Source organism: Bradyrhizobium denitrificans (assembly GCF_013179005.1).
Classification (GTDB): domain Bacteria; phylum Pseudomonadota; class Alphaproteobacteria; order Rhizobiales; family Xanthobacteraceae; genus Bradyrhizobium; species Bradyrhizobium denitrificans.
Window position 1 is genome coordinate 14,903 of record NZ_JABFDP010000008.1, and the last position, 14,072, is coordinate 28,974.

Genomic DNA, 14,072 nt, shown 5'->3' on the forward strand with positions numbered 1-14,072 from the left:
AACCGGAGACCTGAGACGTGCCCCACGATCCCACCATTGCCATTGTCGGCGTCACCGGCGCGGTCGGCGCCGAGTTCATCGCCACCCTGGACCGCCGCAACGTCCGCGTCGGCAAGCTGAAGGCGCTGGCGAGCGCCCGCTCGGCCGGCCAGAGCGTGAGCTTCCGCGGCCAGAGCATCGTGATCGAGGAGCTCAATGAGCGCTCATTCGAGGGCGTCGACATTGCGCTGTTCTCGGCCGGCAGCGGCATCTCCAAGAAGTTTGCCCCGATCGCCGTGCGCTCCGGCGCCGTCGTGGTCGACAATTCGTCCGCCTTCCGCATGGACCCGAACGTGCCGCTGGTGATCCCCGAGATCAACGCCCGCCGCATCCGCGACCACAAGGGCATCATCGCCAATCCGAACTGCGCCGCCATCACCGCGCTGGTGCCGCTGTGGCCGATCCACCAGAAGAACCGCATCAAGCGCGTGATCATCTCGACCTACCAGGCCGCCAGCGGCGCCGGTGCGGCCGCGATGGACGAGCTGGTGCAATCGACCCGCGCGAACCTCAACGGCCAGGTCTATGCGCCCAAGGTGATGCCGCACCCGTTCGCCTTCAATCTGTTCAGCCACAACACCGCGATTGATCCGGAGACGGGCTACAACGACGAAGAGACGAAGGTCATCAACGAGACCCGCAAGATCTTCGAGGATGAGGGGATCGCGATCGGCGTCACCTGCGTCCGCGTGCCGGTGCTGCGCGCCCATTGCGAGTCGATCACCTTCGAATGCGAGAAGCCGATCTCGGAGGATGAGGTCCGCCGCATCCTTGCCACCGCGCCGGGCGTGCGCATCGTCGACGATCGCGCCAACAACTACTTCCCGATGCCGGTCGACGCGTCAGGCCAGGACGACGTGCTGGTCGGCCGCATCCGCAAGGATCTGTCCGATCCGTCCGGCCATTCGATCGCGATGTTCGTCGCCGCCGATCAGCTGCTGAAGGGCGCCGCGCTCAACGCCGTGCAGATCGCCGAGTTGTTGCCGGAGCGGGTGATGGCTTAGCCATCTCCACGCGTCATTACGAGGAGCCGAAGGCGACGAAGCAATCCAGGACTCCCGCCGCAGCGGCAGCCTGGATTGCTTCGCTGCGTCGCTGCGCTCGCAATGACGTGGTGAGAGCACGGCCTGCCATGAGCGACGCAACGTGGAGAGCCGCGCGAAATGACGACACCCGGATGTCACGATCGCCAATGCCTTTGCGCCAGCGGGCTATCAGCTACGGCTCGACGATGCGCTCGTCCGGCTGGCGAAACAACAAACACGCATCGCCATACGAATAGAACCGATAGCCGCTTCGAATCGCATGCGCATAGGCCGCCTGCATCGTCTCCAGGCCGGCGAAGGCCGAGACCAGCATGAACAGCGTCGAACGCGGCAGATGAAAATTGGTCATCAGGATGTCGACGGCGCGGAAGCGATAGCCGGGCGTGATGAAGATCGAGGTCTCCGCCTCGAACGGCGCGATGGTGCCGTCCGGCAACGCCGCGCTCTCCAACAGCCGCATCGACGTGGTGCCGACGGCGACGATACGGCCGCCTTTGGCCCGGGCCTCGTTCAGCGCGGCGGCCGTCTCGGCCGAGAGGCTGCCCCACTCCGCATGCATGCGGTGGCCCTCGGTGTCCTCGACCTTCACGGGGAGGAACGTCCCGGCCCCGACATGCAAGGTGACCCGCTGCAACCCGACGCCGCGGGCGCGCAGCCGCTGCTCCAGCGCCGGGGTGAAGTGCAGCCCGGCCGTCGGCGCGGCCACCGCGCCCTCCTTGGCCGCGAACATGGTCTGATAATCCGCCGCATCCTGCTCGTCCGCGGGACGCCTGCCGGCGATGTAGGGCGGCAGCGGCGGCCGTCCGAGATCGGCGATGGCCTGGTCGAGCGCCGGGCCATGGAAGACAAAGGAGAGCGTCACCTCGCCCTCTTCGCCCTTGGCCTCGACGGTCGCGTCGAGATGGCCGAGCAGGCAGACCTTGCCCTCATGACCGAAACGGATCGTATCGCCAGGGGCGAGCTTCTTCGCAGGACGGACCAGCGCCTGCCAGCGCGAGCCGTCGAGCCGCTTGATCAAGGTCGCCTCGATCTTCGCCTCGGTCTCGCGGCTGACGCGGCGGCCTGAGAGCTGGGCTGCGATCACCTTGGTGTCGTTGACCACGAGCTGATCGCCCGGCTCGAGCCAGTCCGGCAGATCCGCGACAATGCGATCGCGCAGCACGCCATCGCCCTGCACCACCAGCATGCGCGCGGCCTCACGCGGGCTCGCCGGCCGCAGCGCGATGTTCTCAGGGGGAAGATGGAAATCGAACAGGTCGGTGCGCATCGTCGTCCTGGAACGACAATCGGGATCCTCATCCTGAGGCGCGCGTAGCGCGTCTCGAAGGATGAGGCCCCGATGTCGGCCTCATGGTTCGAGACGCGTGCTGCGCACGCTCCTCACCATGAGGGTCTTGAGCTCAGGCCGCGTCGGCGGCCATATACGCCTTCACGATCTTGTCCGGGTTCTGCACCGGCTCGCCGCGCTTGATCTTGTCGACGTTGTCCATGCCCTCGGTGACCTTGCCCCAGACCGTGTACTGCTTGTCCAGGAAGCGGGCGTCGTCGAAGCAGATGAAGAACTGGCTGTCGCCCGAATCCGGGTTGGCGGCGCGGGCCATCGAGGCGGTGCCGCGGACGTGCGGCTCGGCGTTGAATTCGGCCTTCAGCTTCTTGCCTGAGCCGCCCATGCCGGTGCCCTGCGGACAGCCGGTCTGCGCCATGAAGCCGTCGATGACGCGGTGGAAAACGATGCCGTCATAGAAGCCCTCGCGGACGAGCTCCTTGATGCGCGCGACATGGCCGGGCGCGAGATCGGGGCGCATCTCGATGGTGACGGGGCCCTGGGTGGTTTCGAGGATCAAGGTATTTTCGGTCACAGCCATGCTGGTCTCTCGTTCGCTAGGGATGAATCGGGGTCAGGACGGACATCCTGGGTCTGAAATGTCGAGCTTCCAATGTGCGGCCGTCACCCCTTCTGACGGCGAGCCGGGGACGACGGGCCCGGGCGATGCAGGCGCAGGATAAACCGATCCGGCTTAAAGCTGAAGCCGCCGGTCCTGTCGATGCAACGGGCGGCGCGTGGCAAAGGGTTCCTTAAAGGACGGGAACCCGGGCCTGGGCCCGGGTGCCCTGCTCTCGCCGGCCTACTTGATATCGGAGGCGACCTGCACCTTCACCATCTTGTCCGGGTCGGTGACGGCTCCGCCGGCCGAGCCCGGAGGCGCTTTCTTGAGCTTGTCGACGACATCCATGCCCTGCACGACCTCACCGATCACGGTGTACTGGCCGTTCAGGAACGACGCGTCGCCGAAGCAGATGAAGAACTGCGAATTGGCTGAATCGTTGCTGTCGCCGCGCCGCGCCATGCCGACGGTGCCGCGCTTGAACGGCGTCTGGGAGAACTCCTGCTTCAGGTTCGGATATTTCGAGCCGCCGGTGCCATTGAAGTTCTGGCCATCGCCGGTCTGGGCCATGAAGCCGTCCATCACGCGGTGGAACGGCACGTTGTTGTAGAAGCCCTCACGCGCCAGCGTCTTCAGCCGCTCGGCATGCTGCGGCGCCAGATCGGTGCGCAGCTTGATGATGATGCGGCCTTTGGTGGTGTCGATGACCAGCGCATTCTGCTTGTCGAGACCAGCCGGCAATGATTGCGCCAGCGCTGGCAACGCGAAGACGAGAGCAACAACGAAAGCAAGAGCTCGGATCATGGCAACTCCGATGAGATGTGAGGCTGTAAAGAGACCGGCACCGCGCCGAGCGGCCAGCGCCCGACGGATCAGTTGAATTTGGCCTTCAGGCTGGCGGCGACGGCGGCCGGAACGAAGTGAGACACGTCGCCGCCCATGGCGGCGATCTGGCGCACCAGCGTCGCCGCGATCGGGCGGACAGCCACCGAGGCCGGGACGAACACGGTCTGAATTCCCGGTACCATGGTCTGGTTCATGCCGGCCAATTGCATCTCATAGTCGAAGTCCGTGCCGTCGCGCAGGCCCCGGATCATCATGATCGCACCCGCCTTTTGCGCGGCGGTGACGGTGAGATCGTCATAGGTGGAGGCTTCGAAGCCACAACCGGCCGCCGCGGCCACCGGCCCCAACACCTCATGGACCATGGCCAGCCGCTCCTCGGTCGAGAACAGCGGCTTCTTGCCGTGATGCACGCCGACCGCGACGATCAACCGGTCACAGAGATGGACGGCCTGCCGGACCACGTCGAGATGGCCGTTGGTGACAGGGTCGAACGACCCCGGATAGAGCGCGATGCGTTGCATGTGCCCGTCCTATACCGGCCGGAACAGGCCGGCAAGCTGGCCGTCATGCCCGATGGCGGAGCTGTGATGGCGACCGGCGACTGCGGCAAAAGAGATCGGCCCCCTGAGTCCGGGTCCTGATTGTTTCGTCGGAACAGCCGCCACGAAACAGTTCCGTGTTCCCACGAAACCTTTTTTTGCGGCGGCGAAGATCTTCCGAAACCCGAGATGGTTAACAAGACATCAACGAACAACGGGCCGAAATCGGCCCTGACAGGGGTCCGTCATGATCAAAGCGCTTTCTGCCGTTGCCGCCGCCGGCTTCGTGGCCGCCGCCTTCTCCGTCGTGCCCGGCTTCGCTCCCCAGGTCGAAGCCAGCGTGCCGCGCCCGCTCGCCAAGGGCGACCGCCTCGACATCCGTCCGATCGGCCGCGACTGCTCGCAACAGGCCTGGCCGAATTTCGAAGCTTCCTGCCTGCGCAGCGCCGGCACCAAGGCGACCGTTGGTCAGGCACGAATGGTCGGCGTCGACCGGACGCAGTGAGGCGAATAGCGAAGCGGGAAGACCTGATTCGTCCCTATTCACTAATCCCTATTCGCCATTTGCCCGTACTCGCACCTCGCCCTTATTCGCCATTCGCCGCTTCGGTCCCATTCGTCCCGTTGCCGTTCTCCGTCTCCTCGCCGATATGCTCGACCGAGACGACATGCTCATCATCAGCCGTGTTGAACACGATGACGCCCTGGGTGGAACGGCCGGCAATACGGATGCCGTCGACCGGGCAGCGGATCAGCTGGCCCTTGTCGGTCACCAGCATGATCTGATCACTGTCCTCGACCGGGAATGAGGCGACCAGCTTGCCGTTGCGGTTGTTGACGGACATCGCGACGATGCCTTTGCCGCCGCGACCGGTGGTGCGGTACTCGTAGGACGAGGTGCGCTTGCCGTAGCCGTTGACCGACACGGTCAGCACCACCTGCTCCTGCGCCGACATCTCCACGTAGCGCTCCTGCGACAGCTGGATTGCACCCGCCGCCTCCTCGCCCTCGGTCTCGACGGGCTCCTCCGTGGTCGTCTCGCCGGACATCGCCCGGCGCATCTTCAGATAGGCCGTGCGTTCGTCCGAGGTGGTTTCGACGTGGCGCAGGATCGAGAGCGAGATCACCTTGTCGCCCTCGGCCAGGGCGATGCCGCGCACGCCCATCGAGGTGCGGCCGGTGAAGACCCGCACGTCGGTGACGGGGAAACGGATGCACTGGCCGCCCGCCGCGGTCAGCAGCACGTCGTCGCGCTCCGTGCAGATCTGCACGTTGACGATTTCCTCGCCGTCATCGAGCTTCATCGCGATGATGCCGGAACGGCGCACGTCGACGAAATCCGACAGCTTGTTGCGGCGGACATTGCCGCCCGTGGTCGCGAACATCACGTCGAGATTGGCCCAGGAGGATTCATCCTCAGGCAACGGCATGATGGTGGTGATGCGCTCGCCCTGCTCCAGCGGCAGGATGTTGATCAGCGCCTTGCCGCGCGAATTGGGCGCCGCGATCGGCAGCCGCCAGACCTTCTCCTTATACACCTGACCGCGCGACGAGAAGAACAGCACCGGCGTATGCGTCGAGGCCACGAACAGCCGGCTGACGAAATCCTCCTCGCGGGTCTGCATGCCCGAGCGGCCCTTGCCGCCGCGGCGCTGCGCCCGATAGGCCGACAGCGGCACGCGCTTGGTGTAGCCGGCATGCGACACGGTCACCACCATGTCCTCGCGCTGGATCAGGTCCTCGTCCTCGACCTCGCCCTCCTGCTCGATGATGGCGGTGCGGCGCGGCGTTCCGAACTCCGCCTTCACGGCGGCGAGCTCGGTCTTGATGATGTCCTGCACACGCGCGCGCGAGCGCAGAATCTCGAGATAGTCGGCAATCTCGATCTTCAGCTTGTCGAGCTCGTCGGAGATCTCCTCGCGTCCGAGCGCGGTCAGGCGCTGCAGGCGCAGATCGAGAATGGCCTTGGCCTGCTCGAATGACAGCCTGATCGTGCCGTCTTCCGCGAGCCTGTGACGCGGATCGTCGATCAGGGTGATGATCGCCTCGACATCCCGCGCCGGCCAGTCACGCGACATCAGCGCGTCGCGCGCGCTGGTCGGATTGGGCGAGGTCCGGATGACGCGGATGATCTCGTCGATATTGGCGACGGCAACCGCGAGACCGACCAGGATGTGGGCGCGGTCGCGCGCCTTGTTGAGCAGGAACTTGGTCCGGCGCGTGACGACCCGCTCGCGGAACGCGACGAAGATCGTCAGCAGATCCTTCAAGGTCATCGTCTGCGGACGGCCGCCGTCCAGGGCCAGCATGTTGGCGGCGAAGCTGGTCTGCAGCGGCGTGAACTTGTAGAGCTGGTTCAGCACCACGTCGGCCACAGCGTCGCGCTTCAGCTCGATGACGACGCGATAGCCGTCGCGATCGGATTCGTCGCGCAGATCGGAGATGCCTTCGATCTTCTTCTCGCGCACCAGTTCGGCGATGCGCTCGACCATGGTGGCCTTGTTGACCTGATACGGGATCTCCGAGACGATGATCGCCTCGCGATCCTTGCGGATGGTGTCGATGGTCACCTTGCCGCGCATCATGATCGAGCCGCGGCCGAGATGATAGGCGCTGCGGATGCCAGCCCGGCCGAGAATGATGCCGCCGGTCGGAAAATCCGGCCCCGGAATGATCTGGGTGAGTTCGTCGATCGAGATCGCAGGATTGTCGATCAGCGCGACGCAGGCGTCGATCACCTCGGAGAGATTGTGCGGCGGGATGTTGGTGGCCATGCCCACGGCGATGCCGCCGGCACCGTTGACCAGCAGGTTCGGGAACTTGGCCGGGAGAACCGACGGCTCCTTGTCGGAGTTGTCGTAGTTGGCCTGGAAGTCGACAGTATCCTTGTCAATGTCGTCGAGCAGCGGGATCGCCGACTTGGCGAGCTTCGCCTCGGTGTATCGATAGGCCGCAGGCGGATCGCCGTCGACCGAGCCGAAATTGCCCTGGCCGTCGATCAACGGCACGCGCATCGAGAAGTCCTGCGCCATGCGCACCATGGCGTCATAGATCGACTGGTCGCCATGCGGATGGTATTTACCGATGACGTCACCGACCACGCGCGCAGACTTGACGTATTTCTTGTCGGGCGTGTGCCCCTGCTCGTACATCGAATACAGGATGCGCCGGTGCACCGGCTTCAGGCCGTCGCGCGCATCCGGCAACGCTCGCGACACGATCACGCTCATGGCGTAATCGAGATAGGAGCGTTTCATCTCATCGAGGATCGAAACGGGACGAATGTCGGAAGGTCCGCCCGGCTCGCCGGGCTTCTCATCTTCTTGATCGGACAAAGGGGATACCGGTCGGTTTTGACACGCGAAAATCGCGTGGAATCATATAGCGCATCGCTGCGCCGCAGGCCACCCCCCGGCGCTCCAGCCCGAAGGATTTTTTTGTCGCATTTCCAGTTACTTAACGAGGACACCGCGCCTCGCCTGGGAGCCGGCCGCAGGCGCCCTTGACATCGTCCTGCCACAGCCACGATTCACGTGCTCCGCACGGCGCGACGACCGGCGACGAAAAGCCCGACGTGAAGCCGGTCCATCTCGCCGGGCGCGACATCCGCGGCCAGATCCGGCAGGCCCTCAGACCTGCTCGGCCAAACCGTTGTGGTCCAGTTGGACTATGACTCTTGATCGTCGTGCCGAACTCCGAACCGGCGCTGAAGAAGCCACCGATTGGATCAGTGCCTACGACGAGGCTGACCAGCGCGACCGCGGCTTGGAGATCGAAATGCACGGGTCCGACGACGAGGCGATCGAGATCACGACAACCGCGCCGATCTGGCGAGCGCCTGTGCGTCCGCCCCCACTGCAAAAGGTGATGGACACCCTGCCACCGTGATCGGCGGCAGGGCGCATTCCTGGGAGCGTGACCTTAGAACGGAATGTCGTCGTCCATGTCGCTGTTGCGGCTGCCACCGCCAGCCGAAGCCACCGCGCGGCGCGGGGGCGCCATCGACGGGCCGCTGCTGCCGAAATCGCCGCCACCCATGTCGTCGGCGAAATTGCCGCCGCCGCCACCGCCGCGGCCATCGAGCATCGTCAGCGTCGAGTTGAAGCCCTGCAGCACGACCTCGGTCGAGTACTTCTCGACTCCGCTCTGGTCGGTCCATTTGCGGGTCTGCAGCGCGCCCTCAATGTAAACCTTGGCGCCCTTCTTCAGATATTGCTCGGCAACCTTGCAGAGACCTTCGTTGAAGATCACCACGCGGTGCCACTCGGTCTTTTCCTTGCGCTCGCCCGTTCCCTTGTCGCGCCACGTTTCCGACGTCGCGATGCTCAGATTGGCGATCGGCCGACCGTCCTGCGTGCGGCGGATCTCCGGGTCCTTCCCGAGATTGCCGACCAGAATCACCTTGTTCACGCTACCCGCCATCACACTCTCCCGCGGTTATCTCATCACTGGGCCGGTCATCCCACCGGCCTCCCGGTGCAGGCTGGCGCGCCCGTCCTCTCGGCGCGGACCCTATACGGTTGCCGCGCCAGCCACCCGTTTTCTCGTTGCTTATCCACATATAGCAGGAGAACCGTCATTGTTCCAGTTTTGTTCACACCAGCGCGTTGCAACCTCGCGTCGAGCTCCATGGAACCCAATGGAACCTCGAGTTCCCCGAACGGAACCCCTTAAAAGTTCCCTAAATCACGAAAAAGTAATTAACTTTCATTAGGTTAGATCGCCTCACATCCTCCTCGCCTGTGGCTTTTGGGAGACGGTATCCAGGGTTGAATCGCGTATATTTGCGGATGGATTGAGGCCGCAAGCGCGGTCGCACCAATTCACAGAAGCGCGCCTCCGGGGACCAATTGGAGGCGCCAAACCCGGGAGAGTTGGGATGAGACTTGGGATGAAGAGAGTTTTTCTTGGAGCCGTCAGCTTGATGGTTTTGGGCGCCCTGGCGCCCGCGGGAGCCGCCGATCTTGCCGCCCGCCCCTACACCAAGGCGCCGATGGTGGCGCCCGCACCGCTTCCGACCTGGACCGGCTTCTACATCGGTCTGCAGGGCGGCGGCGGCTGGGGCCGCAGCGATGAGACCTTCTTCAACGCGCCGAACGGATTCGGCTTTGCCGGCACGCAGCGCTACGACATCAATGGCGGCTTCGCCGGCGGCGTGATCGGCTACAATTGGCAGGTCGACAACATCGTGTTCGGCCTCGAGGGCGACTACCACTGGGCCGACATCAACGGCCGCTCGGGTGTCATCACCGCGGGCCTCGGCGACAGCTACTTCACCAAGCTGCGTGGCTTCGGCGACATCAAGGGCCGGCTCGGCTGGGCTGCGGGTCCGGCGCTCTTCTTCGTCAGCGGCGGTGCCGCCGTCGGCGACCTGCAGCACCGCTACGACAATCCAGCCTTCAGCACCATCCAGAACGACTGGCGCTGGGGCTGGACGATCGGTGCCGGCGCCGAATACATGTTCGCCCCGAACTGGTCGGCGAAGGTCGAGTACAACTATCTCGACTTTGGCAAGAGCACGCTCCAGTACAACAACCCACTGGTGGCATCCAACCGCTCCGAGTGGAGCGATACGGTTCACACCGTCAAGGCGGGCATCTCCTACCACTTCGGTGGTCCGGGCGTGTCGCGCTACTGATCACACGCTCGAATTGAATACGACCAAAGGCCGGCCATGCGCCGGCCTTTTTTTGTGTGCCATAACCAGCACTTGCTGGGCCGTTGTGTCATTTGGGTGACGGCTTTTTCCGATCAGAGCAGCTATCAAGGTTTGGCGGGTGGGCGTTGGTGAGAGCGTGCGTGCGGGCGTCGGACGAGGTTTGGGGACTGCGATGAGAAGTCTGTTGCTGGGGGCGACAACTTCGCTGGCGCTGGGGATTGCGCCTGCCATCGCTGCCGATTTGCCCGCGCGCACCTTCACCAAAGCGCCTGCGATGATCGCGACGATCTATGATTGGAGCGGCTTCTATCTGGGCCTCAATGCCGGCGGCGGATCGGCACGGACCTGCTGGACCAACCAGGTCACCATTGCCGGCGTCGCGGCCACCAATGCCGAGGGCTGCCATGACGCGACCGGCGCGCTGGCCGGCGGCCAGGTCGGCTATCGCTGGCAGACCGGCGGCTGGGTGTTCGGCGTCGAAGGTCAGGGCAATTGGGCGAATCTGAAGGGCCGCAACGCGAGCCAGTTGGCGCCCGGCGTGACCAACCAGACCAAGATCAACGGTGTCGGCCTGTTGACCGGCCAGATCGGCTACGCCTGGAACAACGTGCTCTGGTACGTCAAAGGCGGCGCCGCCGTCACTGGCGAGAAGTATAGCGGGCTAGCGACCGCGACCGGGACGCCGTTCGATCAAGCCAGCGCGACCCGCTGGGGGGCTGCCGTCGGCACCGGCGTCGAGGTCGGCTTCGCCAATAACTGGTCGATCGCAGCCGAGTACGAGCATCTCTTCATGGGCAACCGGACCCTGACCTTCTCAGGTGTGCCCGGAGGCGCTGCCACGCGAACCGACGCCGTCGGCCAGGATGTCGACATGGCCACCGTCCGGGTCAACTATCGCTGGGGCGGCCCCGTCGTCTCCAAGCACTGAACAGGTTCGCGCTGCGGCCCGAGTTCAGCGGGGCTGACGATCTGCCCGGTGGCGCTGTCCTTCGCGGTACCCCGTATATTTACCAGCCCTTAAGCACGACCAGCACATCCGCCCGCCTGCGGGCGGGCCATCACCGCTTTGGCAACCAGTGTTTCCTACAACCAGCCTCGGACCACGCGAGTGGGCTCGGATCGGAGGGATCCGACGCGATGAAACTGGGATTGGGGAGACTGCCATGAAAAGCACTCTGTTTGTCACCGCCGGCGTCGCTGCGCTGGGCTTGGCGCCCGCCTCGGCCGCCGATTTCGCCGCGCGTCCGTATGGCAAGGCACCGCCGCCGGCCTATGTCACGCCGCTGCCGAGCTGGGCCGGCTTCTACCTCGGCGCCAATGGCGGTGCGGACTGGAGCCGCAATTGCTGGACGCTGAACCGGGTCAACGGTGTGCCGGTCGTGCCGACACAATCCGAAGGATGCCACAACGCCACCAGCGGCCTCATCGGCGGCCAGATCGGCTATCGCTGGCAGGCCGCAAGCTGGGTGTTCGGCCTCGAGGCCCAGGGCAACTGGACAGACCTGAAATCCTCGAATGCCAGCTCGGCGGCATTCGCGGCGGGCATCACCAACAACACCAAGACCGACGCGATCGGGCTGTTCACCGGCCAGATCGGCTATGCCTGGGGCAACGTGCTCTGGTACGTCAAGGGCGGCGCCGCGGTCGCGCATAACAAATACACCGGGACGGCCAATGCGGCAGCGCCCGTGGCCGTGGGCACCCTGCTGGATTCAGCAAGCGAGACGCGCTGGGGCGGCACCGTCGGCACCGGCGTCGAGTTCGGCTTCGCACCGAACTGGTCGGTGGCGGTCGAGTACGATCACCTGTTCATGGGATCGCGCGACATCACCTTCCCGGCCACCGCCATCGTCAACGCCCGCGTCGACACCATCAAGCAGGACATCGACATGGCGACCGTCAGGGTCAACTACCGATTCGGCGGCCCGGCGGCGGCGCGCTATTGAGCGCCCAATCCACGCTCCAAGGCTGATCACAAAGGCCGGCGCCCGCGCCGGCCTTTTTCGTGTCCTTAGCCCGGCATCGAGACGGCTCTTTTGTGTTAAATATTTGATTTATAACGCTTTTTCACGGTTGTGGCGGATCCGTTACAGCCTGTTCGGGATGCCCCGTGTATGACGGCTTCATCGCCTGTCATTCCAACTCCTTGGGGGAGCATTTGATGAAGAAGTTGCTTGTGATCACGACGGCCCTCGTCGGCATCGCAGCCGCCATGCCCGCATCGGCGGCGGATCTCGCAGCCCGGCCCTACACCAAGGCGCCGCCTGTGGTTGTGCCGATCCTGAGCTGGTCGGGCATCTATGCGGGTATTCAGGGCGGCGGCGGCTGGGGCACCAGCAAGGAAACCTTTATCGGCCGCTTCAATGCGCCGGGCTTCCTGGGCACCCAGAACTACAACACCAATGGCGGCTTCGTCGGCGGCGTGATCGGCTACAATTGGCAGTTCGACAATTTGGTGGTCGGCCTGGAAGGCGACTATCACTGGTCCGATATCAACGGCCGTTCTGCCGTCATCAATGCCGGCGTCGGCGACACCTATTTCACCAAGCTCACCAGCTTCGGCGACATCAAGGGCCGTCTGGGCTACGCGGTCGGCCCCGCCCTGTTCTTCGTCAGCGGTGGTGCGGCCGTGGGCGAATTGCAGCATCGTTACGACCGTGCTGCCGGTGTCTTCTTCGGTCAGAACACCACCCGTTGGGGCTACACGGTCGGCGCCGGTGCGGAATACATGTTCGCGCCGAACTGGTCGGCCAAGCTCGAATACAACTATCTCGATTTTGGCAAGAGCACGCTGCAGTATGTCGGGGTTCCCGGACGCTCCGAGTGGAAGGACAGCGTTCACACCGTCAAGGCGGGTCTGAACTACCATTTTGGTGGGCCGGTCATCGCCAAATACTGACCGTCATCCTCCCTGGAGGGTTCCCAAGGCCGGCTCGGAGCCGGCCTTTTTGTTGCGCCGATGCCACCTGGGCCGGATGCCACACCCGGAACCAAGCAGTTGAGCCACATAAGCTTTTGGGAACCCCGCCAGGGGAACGCGGTTTCGCCGCGACTGTGGCTTCAGGGTGACGGTAATCTGCGAGGAACCCGGCTATAGGATGGAGGTCAACTTGAACGAGTGAGTCTGTTTCGTGCGTGCAATTGTCGGTGCGATACGGACTTCGTCGAAGAAACTGGAGACAATAATGAAGAAGATCCTGCTCGCGACCGTGGCCCTGGCCGCCCTGGCCGCTCCCGCCGCCGCCGCAGATCTCGCCGCGCGCCCGACCTACACCAAGGCCCCCGTCCTCGCGCCGGTGCAGACCTGGACCGGTTTCTACATCGGTGCCTTTGGCGGTTATGCCAATGAAGACGCCAGCACCGCAGCGTTGAAGGGCGGTTTCGCAGGCGGCACTGTCGGTTACAACTGGCAGCAGGGACCGCTGGTGTTCGGTCTGGAAGCCGACGCAGCCTGGGCTGACATCAACGCCACCGTGGGCATCCCGGGTGTCTTCGGCCTGACCGACCGCATCGAATCGACCGGCACCGTCCGCGGCCGCATCGGCTACGCCTTCGACACCGTGCTGCTGTACGGCACCGGTGGTTACGCCTGGGGCAACAACAAGCTGTCCGCCACCGTGGGTGGCGTGGCCGGTTCCGAGACCAAGTTCCTGAGCGGCTGGGCCGCCGGCGCTGGCGTCGAGTGGATGTTCGCTCCGAAGTGGTCGCTGAAGGGCGAGTACCTCTACAAGAGCCTCGAGAGCAGCACCTATTTCGGTGGCGCTGTTCCGCTCGGCACGCTCAACCTGCACACCTTCCAGGTCGGCGTGAACTATCACTTCTAAGAACGTCGCCCTTCGGGCCAACGCACACAGCCTCCGCTCTGCCAGAGCGGAGGCTTTTTTATTGACGGTTCGGGCCCAGAATCGCCCCCGCGTGCCTCCGCTCCTGCCAATCGCTGCCATTCCGCCAGCGCATTGTTGATGATTCGCTGACGGCACTGGAAATCCAGCTCCGTTCTTCCTACGTTCCGACCATACCTTTTCCCTCTGGCGTCCGATGGCCGGTTCCCGGCGAA

At 64.4% G+C, this 14,072-nt stretch carries 14 protein-coding genes; 8 read left to right on the forward strand and 6 right to left on the reverse strand.

Features of this window, described 5'->3' with window-relative positions; translation table 11 throughout:
• Positions 1 to 17 precede the first annotated feature (17 nt).
• A complete protein-coding gene (locus tag HL671_RS10020; RefSeq protein ID WP_172236317.1) occupies positions 18 to 1,043 on the forward strand; it encodes an aspartate-semialdehyde dehydrogenase in 1,026 nt (341 codons plus the stop codon).
• Between the two features lie 214 nt (positions 1,044 to 1,257).
• On the opposite strand, the gene queA is transcribed toward HL671_RS10020, so the two are convergent.
• The 4 genes from queA to coaD form a co-directional block, all read right to left on the reverse strand.
• Positions 1,258 to 2,352, reverse strand: a complete 1,095-nt coding sequence (gene queA, locus HL671_RS10025; protein WP_172236318.1) for a tRNA preQ1(34) S-adenosylmethionine ribosyltransferase-isomerase QueA — start codon at positions 2,350 to 2,352, stop codon at positions 1,258 to 1,260.
• A gap of 133 nt (positions 2,353 to 2,485) precedes the next feature.
• Positions 2,486 to 2,950 carry a peptidylprolyl isomerase gene (locus tag HL671_RS10030; protein WP_012044406.1) on the reverse strand — a complete coding sequence of 155 codons (465 nt, stop codon included), beginning with the start codon at positions 2,948 to 2,950 and terminating at the stop codon, positions 2,486 to 2,488.
• A 261-nt stretch (positions 2,951 to 3,211) separates the two neighbouring features.
• Positions 3,212 to 3,775 carry a peptidylprolyl isomerase gene (locus HL671_RS10035; protein WP_012044407.1) on the reverse strand — a complete coding sequence of 188 codons (564 nt, stop codon included), beginning with the start codon at positions 3,773 to 3,775 and terminating at the stop codon, positions 3,212 to 3,214.
• A 68-nt stretch (positions 3,776 to 3,843) separates the two neighbouring features.
• Complete coding sequence (gene coaD / locus HL671_RS10040; protein WP_172236319.1) at positions 3,844 to 4,338, reverse strand: pantetheine-phosphate adenylyltransferase; 495 nt, start codon at positions 4,336 to 4,338, stop codon at positions 3,844 to 3,846.
• 265 nt (positions 4,339 to 4,603) lie between these two features.
• Here coaD and HL671_RS10045 point away from each other — a divergent pair, with 265 nt between their 5' ends.
• Positions 4,604 to 4,861 (forward strand): hypothetical protein, encoded by a 258-nt coding sequence (locus tag HL671_RS10045; RefSeq protein WP_012044409.1) that lies wholly within the window; start codon positions 4,604 to 4,606, stop codon positions 4,859 to 4,861.
• Positions 4,862 to 4,943: 82 nt separating this feature from the next.
• On the opposite strand, the gene gyrA is transcribed toward HL671_RS10045, so the two are convergent.
• Positions 4,944 to 7,691, reverse strand: coding sequence for a DNA gyrase subunit A (gyrA, locus tag HL671_RS10050; protein WP_172236320.1), 2,748 nt, complete (start codon positions 7,689 to 7,691; stop codon positions 4,944 to 4,946).
• Between the two features lie 334 nt (positions 7,692 to 8,025).
• On the opposite strand from gyrA, the gene HL671_RS10055 reads away from it, so the two are divergent.
• Positions 8,026 to 8,244, forward strand: coding sequence for a hypothetical protein (locus HL671_RS10055; protein WP_172236321.1), 219 nt, complete (start codon positions 8,026 to 8,028; stop codon positions 8,242 to 8,244).
• 33 nt (positions 8,245 to 8,277) lie between these two features.
• Here the strand turns inward: HL671_RS10055 and HL671_RS10060 are convergent, their stop codons facing one another.
• Positions 8,278 to 8,778, reverse strand: a complete 501-nt coding sequence (locus tag HL671_RS10060; RefSeq protein ID WP_012044411.1) for a single-stranded DNA-binding protein — start codon at positions 8,776 to 8,778, stop codon at positions 8,278 to 8,280.
• Between the two features lie 469 nt (positions 8,779 to 9,247).
• Here HL671_RS10060 and HL671_RS10065 point away from each other — a divergent pair, with 469 nt between their 5' ends.
• From HL671_RS10065 to HL671_RS10085, 5 genes are all read left to right on the forward strand, one after another.
• A complete protein-coding gene (locus HL671_RS10065) occupies positions 9,248 to 9,994 on the forward strand; it encodes an outer membrane protein (RefSeq protein WP_172236322.1) in 747 nt (248 codons plus the stop codon).
• Between the two features lie 193 nt (positions 9,995 to 10,187).
• Positions 10,188 to 10,943 carry an outer membrane protein gene (locus tag HL671_RS10070; RefSeq protein ID WP_172236323.1) on the forward strand — a complete coding sequence of 252 codons (756 nt, stop codon included), beginning with the start codon at positions 10,188 to 10,190 and terminating at the stop codon, positions 10,941 to 10,943.
• 235 nt (positions 10,944 to 11,178) lie between these two features.
• Complete coding sequence (locus HL671_RS10075) at positions 11,179 to 11,961, forward strand: outer membrane protein (RefSeq protein ID WP_012044414.1); 783 nt, start codon at positions 11,179 to 11,181, stop codon at positions 11,959 to 11,961.
• Positions 11,962 to 12,176: 215 nt separating this feature from the next.
• Complete coding sequence (locus tag HL671_RS10080; RefSeq protein ID WP_012044415.1) at positions 12,177 to 12,914, forward strand: outer membrane protein; 738 nt, start codon at positions 12,177 to 12,179, stop codon at positions 12,912 to 12,914.
• A gap of 286 nt (positions 12,915 to 13,200) precedes the next feature.
• The gene (locus HL671_RS10085) at positions 13,201 to 13,839 is read left to right on the forward strand and encodes an outer membrane protein (protein WP_012044416.1); all 639 of its coding nucleotides are present in this window, start codon (positions 13,201 to 13,203) and stop codon (positions 13,837 to 13,839) included.
• Positions 13,840 to 14,072 lie beyond the last annotated feature (233 nt).

What these genes read in the sequence shown, in the direction of transcription:
- queA (WP_172236318.1), bottom strand. Translation starts at nt 2,352, where the DNA reads ATGCGCACCGACCTGTTCGATTTCCATCTTCCCCCTGAGAACATCGCG.
- HL671_RS10030 (WP_012044406.1), bottom strand. Translation starts at nt 2,950, where the DNA reads ATGGCTGTGACCGAAAATACCTTGATCCTCGAAACCACCCAGGGCCCC.
- HL671_RS10035 (WP_012044407.1), bottom strand. Translation starts at nt 3,775, where the DNA reads ATGATCCGAGCTCTTGCTTTCGTTGTTGCTCTCGTCTTCGCGTTGCCA.
- coaD (WP_172236319.1), bottom strand. Translation starts at nt 4,338, where the DNA reads ATGCAACGCATCGCGCTCTATCCGGGGTCGTTCGACCCTGTCACCAAC.
- HL671_RS10045 (WP_012044409.1), top strand. Translation starts at nt 4,604, where the DNA reads ATGATCAAAGCGCTTTCTGCCGTTGCCGCCGCCGGCTTCGTGGCCGCC.
- HL671_RS10055 (WP_172236321.1), top strand. Translation starts at nt 8,026, where the DNA reads ATGACTCTTGATCGTCGTGCCGAACTCCGAACCGGCGCTGAAGAAGCC.
- HL671_RS10060 (WP_012044411.1), bottom strand. Translation starts at nt 8,778, where the DNA reads ATGGCGGGTAGCGTGAACAAGGTGATTCTGGTCGGCAATCTCGGGAAG.
- HL671_RS10065 (WP_172236322.1), top strand. Translation starts at nt 9,248, where the DNA reads ATGAAGAGAGTTTTTCTTGGAGCCGTCAGCTTGATGGTTTTGGGCGCC.
- HL671_RS10070 (WP_172236323.1), top strand. Translation starts at nt 10,188, where the DNA reads ATGAGAAGTCTGTTGCTGGGGGCGACAACTTCGCTGGCGCTGGGGATT.
- HL671_RS10075 (WP_012044414.1), top strand. Translation starts at nt 11,179, where the DNA reads ATGAAAAGCACTCTGTTTGTCACCGCCGGCGTCGCTGCGCTGGGCTTG.
- HL671_RS10080 (WP_012044415.1), top strand. Translation starts at nt 12,177, where the DNA reads ATGAAGAAGTTGCTTGTGATCACGACGGCCCTCGTCGGCATCGCAGCC.
- HL671_RS10085 (WP_012044416.1), top strand. Translation starts at nt 13,201, where the DNA reads ATGAAGAAGATCCTGCTCGCGACCGTGGCCCTGGCCGCCCTGGCCGCT.